At 68.4% G+C, this 17,268-nt stretch carries 15 protein-coding genes; 6 read left to right on the top strand and 9 right to left on the bottom strand.

Translation table 11 applies throughout. The features are described 5' to 3' along the window. Nucleotides 1-16: 16 nt before the first annotated feature. The 4 genes from rpsF to ACM6LR_RS07740 all read right to left on the bottom strand — a co-directional run bounded on the left by rpsF (nt 17) and on the right by ACM6LR_RS07740 (nt 3,350). Complete coding sequence (rpsF, locus tag ACM6LR_RS07755) at nt 17-337, bottom strand: 30S ribosomal protein S6 (protein ID WP_414936582.1); 321 nt, start codon at nt 335-337, stop codon at nt 17-19. 100 nt (nt 338-437) lie between these two features. Next, entirely contained in the window at nt 438-1,322 is an 885-nt protein-coding gene (locus ACM6LR_RS07750) for a hypothetical protein (RefSeq protein WP_414936583.1), read from the bottom strand. Nucleotides 1,323-1,491: 169 nt separating this feature from the next. After that, nucleotides 1,492-2,385, bottom strand: a complete 894-nt coding sequence (locus ACM6LR_RS07745; protein WP_414936584.1) for a hypothetical protein — start codon at nt 2,383-2,385, stop codon at nt 1,492-1,494. A gap of 122 nt (nt 2,386-2,507) precedes the next feature. Then, nucleotides 2,508-3,350: a hypothetical protein gene (locus ACM6LR_RS07740; RefSeq protein ID WP_414943459.1), complete on the bottom strand. Its 843-nt coding sequence runs from the start codon at nt 3,348-3,350 to the stop codon at nt 2,508-2,510. A 173-nt stretch (nt 3,351-3,523) separates the two neighbouring features. On the opposite strand from ACM6LR_RS07740, the gene ACM6LR_RS07735 reads away from it, so the two are divergent. From ACM6LR_RS07735 to ACM6LR_RS07725, 3 genes are all read left to right on the top strand, one after another. Then, complete coding sequence (locus tag ACM6LR_RS07735) at nt 3,524-4,303, top strand: deoxyribonuclease IV (RefSeq protein ID WP_414943458.1); 780 nt, start codon at nt 3,524-3,526, stop codon at nt 4,301-4,303. A 190-nt stretch (nt 4,304-4,493) separates the two neighbouring features. After that, nucleotides 4,494-5,003: a hypothetical protein gene (locus ACM6LR_RS07730; RefSeq protein ID WP_414936587.1), complete on the top strand. Its 510-nt coding sequence runs from the start codon at nt 4,494-4,496 to the stop codon at nt 5,001-5,003. A gap of 44 nt (nt 5,004-5,047) precedes the next feature. Then, nucleotides 5,048-5,401, top strand: a complete 354-nt coding sequence (locus ACM6LR_RS07725; RefSeq protein ID WP_414936588.1) for a hypothetical protein — start codon at nt 5,048-5,050, stop codon at nt 5,399-5,401. On the opposite strand, the gene ACM6LR_RS07720 is transcribed toward ACM6LR_RS07725, so the two are convergent. After that, nucleotides 5,358-6,896: a glycosyltransferase family 87 protein gene (locus ACM6LR_RS07720; protein WP_414943457.1), complete on the bottom strand. Its 1,539-nt coding sequence runs from the start codon at nt 6,894-6,896 to the stop codon at nt 5,358-5,360. The two genes, ACM6LR_RS07725 and ACM6LR_RS07720, sit on opposite strands and share 44 nt — an antisense overlap. Nucleotides 6,897-6,913: 17 nt before the next feature. Beyond that, a complete protein-coding gene (locus ACM6LR_RS07715) occupies nt 6,914-8,002 on the bottom strand; it encodes an ROK family transcriptional regulator (RefSeq protein WP_414936590.1) in 1,089 nt (362 codons plus the stop codon). A 56-nt stretch (nt 8,003-8,058) separates the two neighbouring features. Here ACM6LR_RS07715 and ACM6LR_RS07710 point away from each other — a divergent pair, with 56 nt between their 5' ends. Beyond that, the gene (locus ACM6LR_RS07710) at nt 8,059-9,108 is read left to right on the top strand and encodes a Gfo/Idh/MocA family oxidoreductase (RefSeq protein ID WP_414936591.1); all 1,050 of its coding nucleotides are present in this window, start codon (nt 8,059-8,061) and stop codon (nt 9,106-9,108) included. Here ACM6LR_RS07710 and ACM6LR_RS07705 read toward each other — a convergent pair whose 3' ends face one another. The 3 genes from ACM6LR_RS07705 to ACM6LR_RS07695 form a co-directional block, all read right to left on the bottom strand. Beyond that, entirely contained in the window at nt 9,109-11,652 is a 2,544-nt protein-coding gene (locus tag ACM6LR_RS07705) for a transglycosylase domain-containing protein (protein WP_414943456.1), read from the bottom strand. A gap of 382 nt (nt 11,653-12,034) precedes the next feature. After that, complete coding sequence (locus tag ACM6LR_RS07700) at nt 12,035-14,401, bottom strand: transglycosylase domain-containing protein (protein WP_414937105.1); 2,367 nt, start codon at nt 14,399-14,401, stop codon at nt 12,035-12,037. Nucleotides 14,402-14,891: 490 nt separating this feature from the next. Further along, nucleotides 14,892-15,305, bottom strand: coding sequence for a DUF5318 domain-containing protein (locus ACM6LR_RS07695; protein ID WP_076156714.1), 414 nt, complete (start codon nt 15,303-15,305; stop codon nt 14,892-14,894). Between the two features lie 246 nt (nt 15,306-15,551). On the opposite strand from ACM6LR_RS07695, the gene ACM6LR_RS07690 reads away from it, so the two are divergent. Continuing rightward, nucleotides 15,552-16,097 carry a PadR family transcriptional regulator gene (locus tag ACM6LR_RS07690; RefSeq protein ID WP_414936594.1) on the top strand — a complete coding sequence of 182 codons (546 nt, stop codon included), beginning with the start codon at nt 15,552-15,554 and terminating at the stop codon, nt 16,095-16,097. Nucleotides 16,098-16,160: 63 nt separating this feature from the next. Continuing rightward, nucleotides 16,161-17,243, top strand: coding sequence for an inositol-3-phosphate synthase (locus tag ACM6LR_RS07685; RefSeq protein WP_414936595.1), 1,083 nt, complete (start codon nt 16,161-16,163; stop codon nt 17,241-17,243). Nucleotides 17,244-17,268: the final 25 nt, after the last annotated feature.

The following is a 17,268-nucleotide window of genomic DNA, read 5'->3' as shown; positions in this document are numbered from 1 at the left end:
CGGGAAGTCCTTCGGCTCAGGCCTTGGCGGCGACGGGCTTGGCCGGCTTGATCTCGCGGCGCATGACCTTGGTGCGGAGCACGGTCTCCTGGAGGGAGAGCTGACGGTCCAGCTCCTTGACCGCTTCCGACGTCGAGTTCAGGTCGAGGAGCGCGTAGATGCCCTCGGCGTGCTTCCTGATCTCGTACGACAGACGGCGGCGGCCCCAGACGTCGACCTTCTCCACGCTTCCGCCGGAAGTGCGGATCACGTTGAGGAAGTTGTCCAGGGTCGGGGCGACCGTACGCTCGTCGAGCGTGGGGTCCAGGATGACCATTACCTCGTAATGGCGTGACACAACCACTCACCTCCTATGGGCTCGCGGCCACGGACTGTCCGTGGCAGGAGGGTTTGTCCAGGTAAGCGTACCTGGCGGCTTCCGGCGGCTTCGCCTCAGGTCAGGAGACGCGGCGCAGGACCCAGGTGCGGACCAGCGCGGCGGTCACCCCGGCGAGCACGAGCACCGCGAGCAGCATCGGCAGCTGGACGTCGCCGCCGGGCATGCCGTCGGTCGCGAGCGCCTCGGCGTTGCCCGCGTTGCGGACGTCGCCGTTCTGTTCTGGCGCACCGGGGAGGCCGAACTGCGGGCCACCCTCGCCGGGGAGCGGGCTGTTGGCCGGGTAGCGCACGCCCGGCGCCACCGCGACACCCGGCTGCGCGACCGGCAGGTTGCCGTAGTCGCGCGGCGGGGCGTGGCCGGTTCCGTTGCCGTTGCCGCCGGGCAGCAGATTCGGCCCCGCTGGGGTGCCGTTGGTGCCACCGCCGGTGCCGCCCTGCTGCGAGGCGGTGGTGCCGGGGGCAGGCAGCGCGGGGGCGACGTAGTTCGTGGCGACCGTGGTCAGGCCGCAGCTGCCGGCGACCTTGTGCTCGATGGAGTTCAGCGTCTTGTTCGGGTCGAGACCGAGGCCCCAGGACTTGGTCTCCTTGACCGCCTGCTTGACGGCCGCGCCGATGGCCTTGCCGTCGACCGAGCCGCCCGCGGCGTTCGGGACCGCGCCGATGTCGATCCTGTTGACCTTGGCGATGTCGTCCGCGGCGACGTCCCAGAGGGCCAGCGTGCCCGCTTCCCGCGCGCCCGCCCGCACCAGTTCCTTGACCGAGCCGCCGGTGATGGCGACGGTGTCGCCCATCCCGCCGTTCACGGTGCCGCTGCACGCGTTCGCCAGCGTGGTCGCCGCCGAGGCGGTGCCCGAGGTCAGGAACGCGCCACCGGTGACCAAAGCCGCGAGTGCGGTGACGGTGAGCGCGTTGCGGGTGGTCTGCCAGATGGTGGTCTTCCGCACGAGCGCGATCCTCCGGGTCGGTGGGGGCGTGAGGCAGTGCGTCAGGTTTTCACCCCGAGAGAAAAGCACTACCAACGGGGATAACGAGGGGGTGACCAGAAAGATACTGGAGAGCCGGGAGCGTAGCTCTCCGTTGCGGGTGGTGGCGGGGGCATGGATGGAGGCAGGACTAACTTGAAGCGGCCATTCGGCGGAGGACCCAGGTGCGGACCAGGCCCGCGCTGACCCCGGAAAGTAACAAAACGGCGATCAGTAGCGGAAGTTTCCCGTCCTGAGTGAATCCGTCGCTCGCGCTGGGTAGCGCCTCGGCTTGTCCCGCATTCTGGACATCCGGATCACCGGTCTGGTTTTCGGTCGTGATGCCGAACTGCGGCGCGTAACCCGGGATCTGACCGCCGTAACGCAGTCCGGGCGACGGGCTGAAGAGACCGGCCATCGCCATCGGGATGGAGCTGTAGTCGCGCATCGGGGCGTAGCCCGTGCTGACGCCCCACGGCAGGCCGCCGAAGTTCGGCGTGAAGGTGCCGGGCAGCAGCGGGCTGTTCGCCGCCGGGATGCCCGGGCCGGTCGCCGGGTTGCCGCCCTGCGCCGGGGCGCCGGGTCCGCCTGTCTGCGGACCGCCGCTACCGGGCGTACCGGGGGCGGGTTTCCCGGGCTGGGGCTGGGTGCCGGGGGCGGGCTTGCCGCCGCCGGTCAGTGCCTGGGTGGTGCCGGTGACGGCGCCGTTCAACGCTTCCGCGGCGGGTTCGCCGACGACCGGGACCGGCGCGATCACGGCGTTCACCACGGTCACCGTCACCTTGCAGACCGTGCCGAGCAGCGCGTTGATCGTGCCCGTGAGCACTCCGGAGACCGGTCCGGCGTGGCCGAGGTCCAGCGGGATGCCGAGCAACGGCGTCTTCCCGAGGATCCTGTCGCCGGGTTTCGCGATCACCGATCCGCCGCAGGCGGCGGTCTTCGTCTCGGCGGCGGCGGCCGTGCCAGGTATGGCGAGGGCGGCCGAGCCCGCGAGAATGAAGGCCGAGGCACCCAGGGCGGTCGCCCTCCGTGTCCGTTCGCGCATGCCTTCGACTCCTCCGTCGTCGGGTTCACCTACCTGCATAACGACGCTGAGGGAGACGAGTAACGCCCGCTCACCCGAAGAGGCCAGGCATTCGAGTGGAGCGGGCGTCACTGACGGTGAAATCAGGCGGGCTTGCCCCGCAGCCAGGCGCGGACCAGCGCCGCGGCGACGACGGCCAGCGCCAGCACCGCGAGCAGCAGCGGCAGCTTGGCCGGGGCGACCGGCGCCTGGATGGCCTGCGCGTTGCCGGTGTCCTTGTCGTCGACGGTGGGCGGCGGTACCTCGCCGGGGACGATCTCGGTGATCACCGGTGCCTGGACGAAGTTGCCGGGAAGCAGCGCCGCGTTGCTGATGACGCCGGCGATCGAGTCGCCGCCGATGCCAATGCCGGTGGAGGAGCCAGGGCCGGTTTCGACCGGGAGTTCGCTGCTCGGTCCGCCGGGCTGTCCCGGCTTCGGCGGTTCGGGCTGCGGCGGGTTCGGGCCGGGGTCCGGCGGGATCGGGCCGGGGCCTGGACCAGGGCCGGGACCCGGACCCGGACCAGGCGGGATCTCGGGGCCACCCGGGACCTCTTCGATGACGCCCTGCGTCAGGTTGCCGACCGCGTTCACGGTTCCCTGCGCGACCGGGCAGACGCCCTTCGCGGCGAGGTCGCCGACGGCGTTGTCGGTGAGGCCGGTCGCCTTGACCAGGTCGCCGACCGGCAGCGAGAGCAGCGGGTTCCGGCCCGCGGCGGTCTTGGCCTTCGAGTCCAGCCCGACGGTCAGCGCCTCAGGCGAATTGAGCGGAGCGCCCGCGTCGAGAACGAGGCCGTTGGCGGACTTCCCGTTCTGCAGTGTCGCGGCGCAGTCGCCGGAAAGGGTCGGATTCGGTTCTGCGGCCATCGCGATCGTCGGGAACGCGAGTCCGGCCGAAACCGAAAGTGCGAAACCCAAAGCCGTGATCCGCCCGGCAGTCTTCCCCATCGAGCTCGTCCTCCGCCCCTCAGACCCAACGCGGTTTTAACGGAACGCGCTCACGCTACCCCACGAGCGTGACCATCCGGTCCGCGACGGGGAAACCGGTGAGGGTGATCTCCGCCTTCCGCCTCGCCACCGCCCTCAACGGAAGAGCTTCGCTCCGCGTAGATTCTTCCAATATGAAAATCGGTGCCCATGTCCGTGACGACGACCCCCTATCCGCGGTCGCCGAACGAGACGCCGAGGTCCTCCAGTTCTTCCTTTCCGACCCGCAGGGCTGGAAGGCTCCCAAACCCCACCCGCACGGCGAAGCGATCAAAGAATCGCCCGTCGAGGTGTTCGTCCACTCGCCGTATCTGATCAACGTCGCGTCGATGAACAACCGCATCCGCATCCCCTCGCGGAAGAACGTCACGCAGCACGCGAACGGCGCGGCGGAGATCGGCGCGAAGGGACTGGTCGTGCACGGCGGCCATGTCGGTTCTTCGGAAGACGTCGAAGAAGGTCTTGTCAACTGGCGCAAGCTTTTCGAGCGTGAACAGGAGAAGGGCGGTTTCGCGGTGCCGATCCTGATCGAGAACACCGCGGGCGGCGACAACGCGATGACCCGTGACCTCGACACGATTGCCCGGCTCTGGGACAAGGTCGGCGAATTCGGCGCGGGCTTCTGTTTCGACACCTGCCACGCGTACGCGGCGGGCTGGGAGCTGACCGAGGCGGTCAAGAAGGTCAAGGCCATCACCGGCCGGATCGACCTGGTGCACCTCAACAACTCGCGCGACGAGTTCGGCTCCACCAGGGACCGGCACGCCAACGTCGTCGGCGGCGACGGCACGATCGACCCCGAGGTGCTCGCCGCGGTCGCCGCCGAGGCGGGCGCTCCCGTGATCGTCGAAACCCCGGCCGACGGCCAGGCCGCCGACATCGCCTACGTCCGCGAACGCGTCGCCTCCGCCTGACCCCGCCGCAAGTAGTCCTCTAGTTGCGCTCAAATCGCAACTAGAGGACTACTTGCGTCAGACGGGGCAGGAAGGCCGTGCGCGCGGACCACTCAAGCGGGAGTTCGTTCCCTCTTCAGCGGGAGGGCAGGGCGGGCCCGGGACGGAAGGCTCATTCCCACCAGGACGGTCCTGGCACTGGAGGGAAGTCATGAACATCAAGTCGAAGATCACCGCCGCCGCCGTACTCGCCGTCGCGGCGACGACGCTGGGCGCGACGCAGGCGAGCGCGGCGCCGGAGCGGGGTTCGGTCGTCTTGGGATCGGCGGGCGGACCGCTGACGTTCCCGGGCTACGACAATGACCCGGTCCGCTTCGATTTCGCCGCCTTCGGCGAACCCGGCAAGTCCTCGGGCCGGTTCCACGTGAACCACTTGACCAAGGACGGAAAACTCGTCGCCGACTTCGACGGCAGGGTCGACTGCGTCTCCAGCGCCGGCGACCTCGCCATCGTGACCGGCGTGATCGAACGGGCCGACATCCCCGGCCTCCCGGTGAACGTTGTCGGCCGCCGAGTCGGCTTCTCGGTGCGGGATGAGCCGCGCGGCCACGATCGGATCGGCTGGAGCTGGGCTTACGGCGGAATCGAGCACGACGTCCTGCCGTGCACCGGGCCGGTACCGTTCTTCCGGACGAGCACGGGCGGCTACACCGTCCGCTGAATCGGCTTGACCCTCACGCCACGGGAGGGTCGAACCTGATCCGCATGAAGAATCGAACCGTGTACCGGGCGGAGGACGGCGAGCACGTCGGTTACGTCGTCCCCTCGCCTGAAACTCGTCGGCAGGCAGAGACTCGTTGGCAGGCGTTGACCGTTTTCGGTTACCCGCTCGGCGGGCCCGCGGCGTTCGACGACTCCGTCGCGTTGCTGGAGGCCGAAGGCCTGGCCGTCCTCGCCGAGCGCTGGTCGGTCAAGCACGGCGACAGCTGGTTCGCCTGCCGCCTGGTCGAGACCTCGCCCGACGAGGTCGTCGTCCAGATCGACGACTTCGGCGCCGAGGACTTCGGCAGGCACCTCAAGCTGGAACGTCCTGGGCCCGAGGTGCTGAAGCGCGCTTAGCGTCCGGTGCGCCGTCGAGGAAGCCGCCGACGGGATCGTCGTCCCCGGCGAGGCGGACGGGGTCTGTGCGCGGCTGGTAGATGTCGCGGATCACCAGCGCGCACAGGCCGAGTACCGCGAGGTCGCGGACGACGACGGTGCCGAGGAACCAGTCATCGGGCAGGCCTTTGTTGTCGACGCCGAGGTAGTACATCATCCGCGGCGCCCAGACCAGCGCGTCGATGAGCATCCAGCCGAGCAGCAGCCGCCAGCGCGGGATCGCGAGTACCGCCAGCGGCACCAGCCACAGCGAGTACTGCGGGCTCCATACCTTGTTGGTCAGCAGGAACGCGGCCACCACGAGGAAGGCCAGCTGGCCGAGCCGCGGACGGCGCGGCGCCTTCAGCGCGACGTACCCGATGCCGGCACAAGCGGCGAGGAACAGCACCGCGACGATGAAGTTGAGCACGACCGGTGTTTCGCCCGCGGTGAGTTTCCCGTCGAAACCGGCCCAGCCGGACAGGTGGGAGATCACGTTGTAGAGCGAGTCCGGGTCCATCGGGCGCACCGTGTTGAGCCGGAAGAACTCCCACCAGCCGGTCGGCGCGGTGAGCGCGAACGGGACGTTGACGACCACGAACGTCGCCGCGGCGAGCCCGGCGGTGAGCGCCCACTGCTTGACCTTTCCCGCGCGCAGGCACAGGAAGAGCAGGGGGATGAGCAGGAGTAGCGGATACAGCTTCGCCGCCGCGCCGAGGCCGAGCAGGAATCCCGCGACCTCGGGCCGCCGCCGGGACCAGGCGAGCAGCGCGGTCGCGGTGAACGCGGTCGCGATGGCGTCGAAGTTGGTGAAGGTGTGCACCAGCACCAGCGGCGAGATCGCCACCAGCGCGACATCCCACGGACGGCGTTTCAGCGATCGGCCGGTCGCCCATACGGTGACGAGCCAGGCCAGCGCGAGCCAGAGCGCCGAAATGTTGAAGTAGACGGCGACCGGGAGCGCGCTGGGCAGCCAGCCGGCTTTCGCGACCGAAAGCCACGCCTCGGTGAGCTTCGCGTTGATCCACTGGAACAGCCCTGTCGCGACCGGGTACTCCATGTACCGCGTGGTCTCCTTCGCCGTTCCCGCGTCTTCGGTCCACGAAGTCACGTACGGGAAGGTGTCCGGATCGTTCAGCCGCTCGGAACTGTAGAGCGGGATGATGTCCGAGTAGCACATCGCGACGAACGGGCGGCCCGCCCGCCAATCGAGCTGGTGCGTCCCGGAGTCGTCGGTGTACTCCTGGATGCAGGACGCCTTGCCGAACCACGAGAGCAGCAGCGCGAGGCAGGCCAGCAGCAGTCCGACGCGCTGCGGCGACCAGAACCAGTGCCGCCCCACGGCCGCGTGCTCGCCGAGCGGGCCGCCGATCGGCCGGGTGGCGGCGGCAACGAGTGGTTCGTTCCAGCTCGGGATGACCCGTTCGCCGGGGGTGAGGGAGAGCGGGGCCTCGGGCTGGGTCGTCTGGTCGGACACTTGGCGGATGTTAGCGCCTACCCGGGTGACCACCCGGTGATATCGCCGCTGTCGTAGAACCCGGCCAGTACCTCGGCCGCCGCGCCGAACGCGACGACGTCATCGCCCATCTCGTCGAGATCGACCTGGATCCGTTGCCAGTGCGGCAAAGGCAGCAGTTCCCGCAGCCGTGCGGCGACCGTTTCGCGGTAGATCTCCGGCTCGGCGCGGACCGAACGCCCGGCCAGCACGACACGTTCGAGGTCGAGCACCTGGACGAGGTCGGCGAGCCCGATCCCCAGCAGGCCGGCCGCCTCCTCCGTGGTCGCCGCCGCGTTGTGCAGCACTTCGACGCAGCCGCGGCGCCCGCACGCGCAGCGCGGCCCGTCGAAGGCGAGCGTCGTGTGCCCGAATTCGCCCGCGTTGGTACGCGGCCCGCGGTACAGCCTGCCGTCGATCAGCAGGCCGACGCCGATCCCGGTGCCGACGAGCACGACGGCGGTCGCGACCTGGCCGCCTTCGGTCCAGTGCTGGGCGAAGGCGGCGGCGTTGGTGTTCTTGTCGAGCCGCACGGGTAGCCCGGTGCGTTCCGCGAGCAGGTCGCGCAGGGGGACGTGGTGCCAACCCGGCATGTTCGTGGCGTCACGGACGAGCCCCTCGCGGTGGTCGAGCGGTCCGACGGCGCCGACGCCGAGGCCGAGTACGCGTTGGCGCTCGACACCGTCGAGTAGCGCTTCGGTCGCTTCGGCGACGGCGGAAACGGCCTGGTCAGGGGTGAATCCCGGGGACAGCGGGCCGCCACGCGACGCGATGACCATCCCGGTCAGGTCGGTCCTGAGCACCCGGAAGGAGTCCCGGTCGAGCTGTGCGCCGAGTGCGTACCGGGCGTCCGCGCGCACGCGCAGCAGCGTGCGCGGCTTGCCGACGCCGGACGCGGGCTGGCGTTCCTCGTCCAGCAGGCCGGCTTCGAGCAGTTCGGGGACGATCTTCGAGACGGCCTGTTGCGTGAGCCGGGTGCGTTCGGCGAGTTCGACGCGGCTGAGGCCGCCCGCGCGCAGGATGTGCGTGAGCAGCAGCGTTCGGTTGTGCTGGCGCAGGCCGCGCAGATTGACCCCGGTCTCCGGCATAGCGCGCATCCTGCCACGACTGGCTGATTACGCAACACTGTTGTTTAATAGGGGGCATGGCTGATTTGCGAGTGGGGATCTTCGGATACGGCATCGGCGGGCGCGTCTTCCACGCCCCGCTGATCAGCGCGACGCCGGGGCTGACCCCGGCCGCCATCGTCACCTCGAACCCGGATCGGGCCGGGCAGGCGGGCGCCGACCATCCGGCCGCCGAAGTGCTGCCGGACGCGGACGCGTTGTTCGCGAAGGCGGACGACCTGGATCTGGTCGTGGTCAGCACGCCGAACCGCACGCACGTCCCGCTCGCGCTTCGGGCGATCGAGGCGGGTCTGCCCGTCGTAGTCGACAAGCCCTTCGCGCCGACGGCGGCCGAAGCGGCGAAGGTCGTCGAGGCCGCGAAGGCCAAGGGCGTCGGACTGACGGTGTTCCAGAACCGCAGGTTCGACTCGGACTTCCTGACCGTGCGGAAGCTCGTGGACGCGGGCCGTCTCGGCGACGTCTTCCGCTTCGAGTCGCGCTACGACCGCTGGGTGCCGAAGCCGCGGGACAACTGGCGCGAACTCGGCGACCCCGCCGAGGCGGGTGGGCTGCTCTACGACCTCGGCGCGCACATCGTCGACCAGGCGCTGCAGCTGTTCGGCCCGGTCGACGAGGTCTACGCGGAGGTCGACAAGCGCCGTGCCGGGGTGTCGGTCGACGACGACGTCTTCGTCGCCCTCCACCATGCCAACGGCGTGCGCTCGCACCTGTGGGCGTCCGCGCTGGCGGGGACCCGGAACCCGCGCTTCCGCGTGCTCGGCGACAAGGCGACGTTCACGAAGTACGGCCTCGACGTCCAAGAGCCGCAGATCAAGGACGGGCTCCGGCCCGGCGACCCCGGCTGGGCCGTGGAACCGGCGTCGGACGCCGGCCTGCTCGGCGTGAACGACGATGTCGAAACCGTCCCCACCGAGGTCGGCCGCTACGAGGACTTCTACGCACGGGTGCGCGACGCGCTGCTCGGCGAAGGCGAGTTCCCGGTCGATCCCGCCTCAGCCGTCGAGGCGCTCCGGGTCATCGAAGCCGCTCACCTTTCCGGTGCCGAGCGGCGCGTCGTCACCCTCTAGCTAGCCGTTGTCGCCCCGGCCGCCACCGCGGCCGTTGCCGTTGCCGTTGCCTTCGCCGTTGTTCTCACTGGACGAAGGAGGATTCCGCGAGCTGGACGGCGGGTCCTCCTCGTTCCGTGAGGACGACGGTCCGGTCGACGGTCCGGTCGACGGCGTCCCGGTCTCGCCGGTGCCCTCGTTGTCGTCGGGCGGGGTCTGCGTCGACGGGACGGTGTTGGTGTTGTCGCCCCCGCCGATGATCTTGACCTTGTCGAAGCGCTCCCCCGGCTTCCCGTTCAGGTACTGGGAGAGGAACTTCTGCCAGATCGGCCCGGCGATCGTCGAACCGAAGATCGCCTTGCCGTTCCTGCCCTTCAGCGCCTTGTCGCCGTCACCGCCGACCCACACCGAGACGGAGATCGACGGCGTGTAGCCGACCATCCAGGTCTGCGAGTTGGAGTCCTTCGCCGACGCGGGTTCGCCCGACCGGTAGGTGTGCTGCTGGGTTCCCGTCTTGCCGGCGCACTCGTGACCGTTGGGGCACTTGAGCTTCGAGAACGGGATGACACCCTTGAGCGACTCGGTGACGTTGCCGGCGATCTGCTTGCTCTTGTCGGCGTCGTCGGAGAACGCGGGGTTCGCCTCTTCCGGAGCGGAGTACGCGGCCTCGTCCTGCGAGTTGGTCACCTTGGCGACGAAGTGCTTGGTCCGCCGCTGGCCATCGGCCGCGAAGGTCGCGTACGCGGCGGCCATGTCCTCCGGGCTGACGACCGTCTTGCCACCGCCGAGGGCGATGTTGTTGTCGCCGGTGAACAGTTCGGCGGTGCCTTCGGGCGAGGGCTTGACCCCGGCCTCCTTGGCCGCTTCGGCCACCGGCCCGGTCTTGGTGACGTTGGCGACCATGTCGTAGAACACCGTGTTCGCCGAACGCTGCATCGCCTCGGACACCGTGCACTGCGCCGAGCACGAGCTGCCGGGTCCGGCGTTCCGGATCGTCTGCTTCCCGAACTGCCGGTTGTTGGACCCGTCGAACGTCGAGTTGATGCCGCCCTTGCCCGACTTCAGGTACGCGGTGAGGTCGAACGGTTTCATCGACGATCCGGGGTTCTGCGGCGTGTTCGCCCAGTCACGGCCCTTGAGATCCTGGCCGTTCGGTCCCTTCACGATGGACGGGCCGCCGTAATACGCCTTCACCCCACCGGTTTTGGGGTCGACCGCGACGAGCGCGTTGAGCAGGTTCTCGTCGGTCTGGCCCTTCATCCCGTCGGCGACCGCCTGCTCGGCCGCGGCCTGCGCCTTCGGGTCGATGGTCGTGTAGACCTTGTAGCCGCCCGTGTAGTAGACGTCGTCGGTGATACCGTGCGCGGCCAGTTCTTCCTTGACCTTGTCGCGGATGAACGGGTTCACCACCCCGGCCTGCTGCTTGTCGGTCTGCGGGATCGGCGTCGGGAACTGCAGGTTCGCGCGGTCCGCGGCGGACAGGACGTTGTTCTGCACCATGCGGTTCAGCGCCACGTTCCAGCGTTCGTTCGCGACCTTCTCGTTCTCCGAGCGGCCCGGCTGCTGGATGAGACCCGCGAACAGTGCCGCCTCGGACGCGTTCAGTTCGCCCGCGGGCTTGCCGAAGAACGCCTGCGCGGCCGATTCGATCCCGTACGCGCCACGGCCGAAGTAGATGATGTTCAGGTACGCCGCGATGATGTCCTTCTTGTCGTACGTCTGGTTCATCTTGAAGGACTTGGCGAGTTCGGTCCATTTACGGGTGAGCGACGATTCGTCGTCCCCGCTGGCGACCTTGATGTACTGCTGGGAGATGGTCGAACCACCGCCCTTGCCCGCGGTCACCTGGTTGTAGACCGCGCGCAGGATGCCGCCGACGTCGAAGCCGGAGTTCGTCTCGAAGGAGGCGTCCTCGGTGGCGATGACGGCCTTCTTGACGATGTCCGGGATCTGCTCCGGCGTCAGGATCTGCCGGTTGCCACCCTTGGGTACGTCCTTGCCCATCTCGGTGTTGTCGGCGTAGAAATAGGTCACCGCCTGGCCCTGCTTGGCCGCGATGGTCTGCGGCGACGGGACGTCGACGATGAAGTAGGTGATCACGAACGCGATCGCCGGGACGACGAAGAAGAGGCAGAACAGCGCGAGCAGCACTCGCCGGATCCGTCTCCACCGGCGCTTCTTGCGCTGTGCCGGGCTGAGGATCGGTTTCCCGTCCTCGCCGACCTCCTGCTCGTACTGGTCGTCTTCGTAAGGCTCTTCGTAGCCGCGATCCGCGTCGTAGCGGTGCTCGGTGCCGTTGTGCTCGTGATGCGTGATGAGGTCCGGCTCGTGCTGCGGCGCGACGGGCGGCCGCTGCGAACGTCGCGGCGGTTGCTGGGGCTGCGGCGGTGGACCCTGTCGCTGCCACGGCGCCTGCCCCTGGCCCTGCTGGCCGGGGCCCGTTCGCTGCCCGTATCCCGGGGGCGGGCCCCCGGCGGGACGGCGGGGTGGTCCGGCCGGGCGTTGCGGACGACGTGCGGGGTCAGGGTCCTGACCTGGCCATCCGCCGTGGGGATCGTCGTTCACTTTGACGTCCTCCGAACCTTTCGTGGGTGAGCGCGGTCCTGCGGTCGCAGGTCTCCTTCTAGTTAAGACGTATCAAATCGGTTCAGGTTCATCGGTGTGACGAAAGAACGGGGTGCCGGACCGTCGCCCGGCAGCCACCAGCCGGTGGGCCCGGCGTCGCCGGGTGGCACGTCGAGCTGGAAATGACTCACTTGAGGCGTCGTCCGGTCGGCGACGATGTCCCGGACGATCACTTCCTCACGCCGGAACAGATCGCCCCGGATGCCCGGCGGTCACCGCCCGGTCCGTGCGGTGCCCCCGCAGGTCATGGCCATCGGTTACCACGAAAAAGGTGTGCCGGGCCAATGCCCGCCACACCTTCTTCAGTCGCTTCGCCCGGTCATCACGGATCTTCGGCGTTCGGGAACAACGGATCCGAAGTACCCGGCCCCGGCCTGGTCGGCCAAGAGGGTTTGGTCGGCTTCGTGGGTTTCGTCTCGGTCGTCTCGGGCGGCTCAGTGGGGGTGGTCGGCGTCGGGGTGGTCGACGGTGTCTCGGGCGGCGTCGACTTCTCCGGCGGTTTCTGGGCCGTCGTCGTCGGCACGTAACGTGCGTCCTTGCCGATCGGCTTGACCTTGCCGAACTTCTCCGACGGCTTGCCGGTCAGGTACCGGGACATGAAGTCTTCCCAGATCGGACCGGCGATCGTCCGGCCGAAGACCGGTTTGCCGCTCTTGTCGTGCAGCGGCTTGTTGCCGTCGCCGCCGACCCAAACCGAGGTCGAGATGGTCGGCGTGTAGCCCACCATCCAGGTCTGCGCGTTGCGGTCGCGGTAGCTCGCCGGGTCGCTGTCCTTGAAGTCGTACTGCTGCGTCCCGGTCTTGCCCGCGCAGTCGTGACCCTTCGGGCATTTCAGCTTCGAATACGGGATGACTTCTTCGAGCGCGTCCGTGACGTTGCCGGCGATCTGCTTGCTCTTGTCGGCGTCGTCACTGAAGGCGGGAGTGCCCTTGGGGGTCGTCTCGTCGAACTCGACCTCGTCCTGGGAGTTGGCCAGCTTGGCGACGAAGTGCTGTTTCTGCCGGACGCCTTCACCGGCGAAGGTGGCGAACCCGGCCGCCATGTCCTCGGCCGTGGTGACCGTGCCGCCACCGCCGAGGGCGATGTTGATGTCGGGGCTCAGCTTCGCCTTGCCACCGTCGGCCTCCACCATCACGCCGGCTTCCTTCGCGGCCTTCGCCACCGGGTCGATCTTCGTCTCGTTGCGGACCATGTCGTAGAACACGGTGTTCGCGGACACCTTCATCGCTTCGGCGACCGTGCATTGCGTGCCGCAGTTGGAGCTCTCGCCCGCGTTCCGGATCGTGCGGCCGTCGAACTTCCGGTTGTTGGAGCCGTCGAAGGTCTCGCCGAGCCCCTTGCCCATCTTGAGGAACGCGGTCAGGTCGAAGGCCTTGAACGCCGAACCGGGGTTGTGCGGCACGTTCGCCCAGTCGATGGCCTGGACGTCCTGGCCCTGCGCGTTCTTCGTCCAGTCCGGGCCACCCCAGTACGCGACCACACCGCCGGACTTGGGATCGATCGCGACCAGCGCGTTCAGGATGTTCTCGTCGGTCTGGCCCTTCATCCCCTCGGCGACGGACTCCTCGGCCATCTTCTGCGCCTTGGGGTCGATCGTCGTGGTGATCTTGAAACCGCCCTGGTGCAGCCGGTCCTGGTCGTAGCCGCGGGCTTCGAGTTCGTCGATCACCCGGTTGCGGATGTGCAGGCTCAGCGTCCCGGCGTCCTCGGCCTTGGCCTGCGCCTTCGGGATCGGCTTCGGGTACTCCGCGGTGGCGCGCTGACCCTGGTCGAGCCACTTGTTCGCGACCAACTGGTCCATCACGAAGTTCCAGCGTCGCTGCGCGTACGCGTCGTTCTCGGACTTGCTCGGACCCTGGATCAGGCCGGCGAGCAGAGCGGCCTCGGCGGAGCTGAGCTCCTTCGCGGGCTTCTTGAAGTAGGCCTGCGCGGCCGCCTCGATGCCGTTCGCGCCGCGGCCGAAGTAGATGGTGTTGAGGTAGGCGGTGATGATCTCCTCTTTGGACATCTGGTTGTTCATCTTGAAGGATTTAGCCAGCTCGGTCCATTTACGGGTGAGCGTCGGCGCCTCGTTGGCCGTGGCCTTCTTGATGTACTGCTGGGAGATCGTCGAACCGCCACCCTGGCCGCCGGTGACGTTGTTGTAGACCGCGCGCAGGATGCCGCCGACGTCGAAGCCGGAGTTCGTTTCGAACGACGAGTCCTCGGCCGCGTACACGGCGCGTTTCACCGCGTCCGGGATCTCGCCCGGCTGCAGGAGGTACCGGCTGCCGCCGCTGGCAGGCGCGATCTTGCCCATGGGACTGCCGTCGGCGTACGTCAGCGTGATCGGCTGGCTTTGCAGGGTCGCGATGCTTTCCTGTGACGGGACGTCCACCAGGAAGTAGGTGATGACGAACGCGATCGCCGGTACCACGACGAACAGGCCGAACATCGCGTAGAGCACCCGGCGGACGAGCTTCCAGCGGCGCTTCTTGCGCTGCTTCGGGGTAAGGACCTTCTTCTGGTCGCCGTCTTCGTCCTCGGCGGGTTCTTCGTCGTACTGGTCGTCGCCCTCGGCGCCGAGCGCCGCGCTTTCGTGACGATCGTCATAGCGATCGTCGTACGGGTCTTCGGTGCCGTTGTGCGCGTGGTGCGTGATGAGGTCCGGCTCGCGCTCGTACGGATCCGGTTCGACCGGGCGGACCAGCGCGGTCGGTTGATCGGCCGGTGCGGGAGGACGCCGGTTGCCGGGCGGAGGCGGCGGCGGACGGTGACCGACGGCGCCCTGCTGGGAACGCTGGGTTCCGGCACCGACGGGACCTCGTGCGGGCGGCGGCGGGGGTCCCTGCCTGCGCGGAGGCATGCCGTTGGGGCGGCGCGGGGCCGCGGGACGGCGCGGTTCTTCGTCGGACGGCCACTCCGGCCCGCCACCGTCACCGCCCGGCCACCGGGGATCCACGGAGTGTGGGGCCGCCGAGCGGGGGGTGCCGTTCGGGGGTGTCCGGCGCTGCGGGCGGCGCGGGGGTTCCTCGCCCGGCCAGCCGGGATCGTCGGTTTCACCCGGCCATTGGGCACGGCGAGGTGCATCAGGCTCCTGGCCTGGCCAGGAGCGGTTGCGGTCGTCGTTCACGAATGGGCCTCCCAGACCGGCGCTTCGGGGAACGCCGCTCTGTGGTCAACTGCGTTTTCGATACCCGTCACTGACCCGCTGTCCTCTGTGACCGGGTCCGTGGCCTGGTGGTTCCAGGATCTCCCGTTCCGAGGACGTAGGACCGCACCAGGTGGTTCCAGTGACAGCTCCGGCAGACCTCGACCTCGTAGACGGTGAACTCCGCGAAGAGCCCGTCCATCCGCACCAGTTCGTCCGGCGTCTTGGCGGATCCGGCGACGTGCTTGAGCTCGTCGCCGTAGACCCAGGACACCAGGGTCAGTTCCTCCCGATGGCAGACGGGGCAGTCCTGCTCACCAGGTCGTCCGTGGAATTTCGCGGCCCGCAGGAGGTACGGACCCGCGTCGCAGACGTCGTATGTGCCGACCCGCCCGGAGTGGACGCCCTTGAGCAGCGCGCGCCGCTGTAAGGCGTAGTCCACGACCTGCCGCTGGTTTCGCACGTCAACAGAGTACGGGCTCTTGCTGTGTGGTCCACGCCCTGTTCCTGGCGGGACAGTGCGTGCGCGGTCGGACACGCCGACGATTCGATAACTCTCCGGTGAATTTCGTCGGTGCTCCCGCACTCGATCGGGGTTAGCTACACCACTTCGATGTATCGGCGCGATATAGTGGACCGGTAGGTTGACCGAACCGGTCTCGGTGGCCAACGCGACCGGTCGCGGTTTGTTCCCGGAAGGGGGTGCGGTGTGCTCGAGCTCGCGATCTTGGGGCTGTTGCACGAGACCCCCATGCACGGTTACGTGCTGCGCAAACGTTTGCATGAGACGCTCGGAATGTTCCGGACGTTCTCGTACGGCTCGCTCTACCCGACCCTGCGTCGGCTGCTCCGCGCCGGATACCTCGTCGAGGAGCTCGAAGAGGTGGAAGACCGGGTGTGGGCCCGTCGGGGCAAGCGGGTGTACAAGCTCACCGCCGAGGGCAAGGAACGGTTCGCCGAGCTGCTCGGCGACGCGGGCCCGCAGACTTGGGACGACGAAGGCTTCGGCGTCCACCTGGCGTTCTTCTCGAGGACGCCGGCCGACGTCAGGATGCGAATCCTGGAAGGCCGTCGTCGTCGGGTCGAGGAGCGCCGAGAAGGACTTCGGACGGCGATGGCGCGGGCCGAGGAGAAGATCGACCGCTATACCCGCGAGCTGCACCGGCTCGGGCTGGAGTCCAGCGAGCGGGAGGTGCGCTGGCTCAACGAGCTGATCGCGCACGAACAGGCCGAGCAGCGCGGACCGGAGACCTGAGGTGCTCTCCGTGCCCGCTGGGCACTACCTACAACTGTTGGACGAATTGAAGGAGAAACCGGCATGGGCGAGAACCGCCGCGTTCGGGTGGCCATCGTGGGCGTCGGCAACTGTGCGGCCTCGTTGGTCCAGGGCGTTCAGTACTACAGCGACGCGGATCCCAGCACCCGCGTGCCCGGTTTGATGCACGTCGAGTTCGGCGAGTACCACGTCCGCGACATCGAGTTCGTCGCCGCGTTCGACGTGGATGCCAAGAAGGTCAGCCGCGATCTGTCCGAGGCGATCTTCGCCAGCGAGAACAACACCATCAAGATCGCCGACGTGCCGCCGCTGGGTGTCACCGTGCAGCGTGGTCACACCTACGACGGTCTCGGCCGCTTCTACCGCGAGACCATCGAGGAGTCGGACGAGACCCCGGTCGACATCGTCGCCGCACTGCGCGAGGCCGAGGTCGACGTGCTCGTCTCCTACCTGCCGGTGGGCTCCGAAGACGCCGACAAGTTCTACGCGCAGGCGTGCATCGACGCTGGCGTGGCGTTCGTCAACGCGCTGCCGGTGTTCATCGCCTCCGACCCCGTGTGGGCGGAGAAGTTCCGCGCGGCGGGCGTTCCGATCGTCGGTGACGACATCAAGTCCCAGGTCGGCGCCACCATCACGCACCGTGTGCTCGCGAAGCTGTTCGAGGACCGCGGTGTCCAGCTCGACCGGACCATGCAGCTCAACGTGGGCGGGAACATGGACTTCCTGAACATGAAGGAGCTCGAGCGGCTCGAGTCGAAGAAGATCTCGAAGACCCAGTCGGTCACTTCGCAGGTCGACCGCGAGCTCGGCAAGGGCAACGTCCACATCGGACCGTCCGACTACGTGCAGTGGCTCGACGACCGCAAGTGGGCCTACGTCCGGCTCGAGGGCCGCGCCTTCGGCGACGTGCCGCTGAACCTGGAGTACAAGCTCGAGGTGTGGGACTCACCGAACTCGGCGGGCATCATCATCGACGCCGTGCGCGCCGCGAAGATCGCGAAGGACCGCGGCATCGGCGGTCCGATCCTCTCGGCTTCCTCGTACTTCATGAAGTCGCCGCCGGAACAGTACGACGACGCCACCGCGCGCGACGAGGTGGAACGTTTCATCGCCGGCGAGGCGTGAGCCCCCGCTAGCGTGAGATGAACGG

The sequence above is a fragment of the Amycolatopsis sp. cmx-11-32 genome (assembly GCF_047608695.1).
Taxonomy (GTDB): Bacteria; Actinomycetota; Actinomycetes; order Mycobacteriales; family Pseudonocardiaceae; genus Amycolatopsis.
The sequence above is the reverse complement of the archived record's forward strand: the minus strand, read 5'-3'. Positions and strand labels throughout refer to the sequence as shown.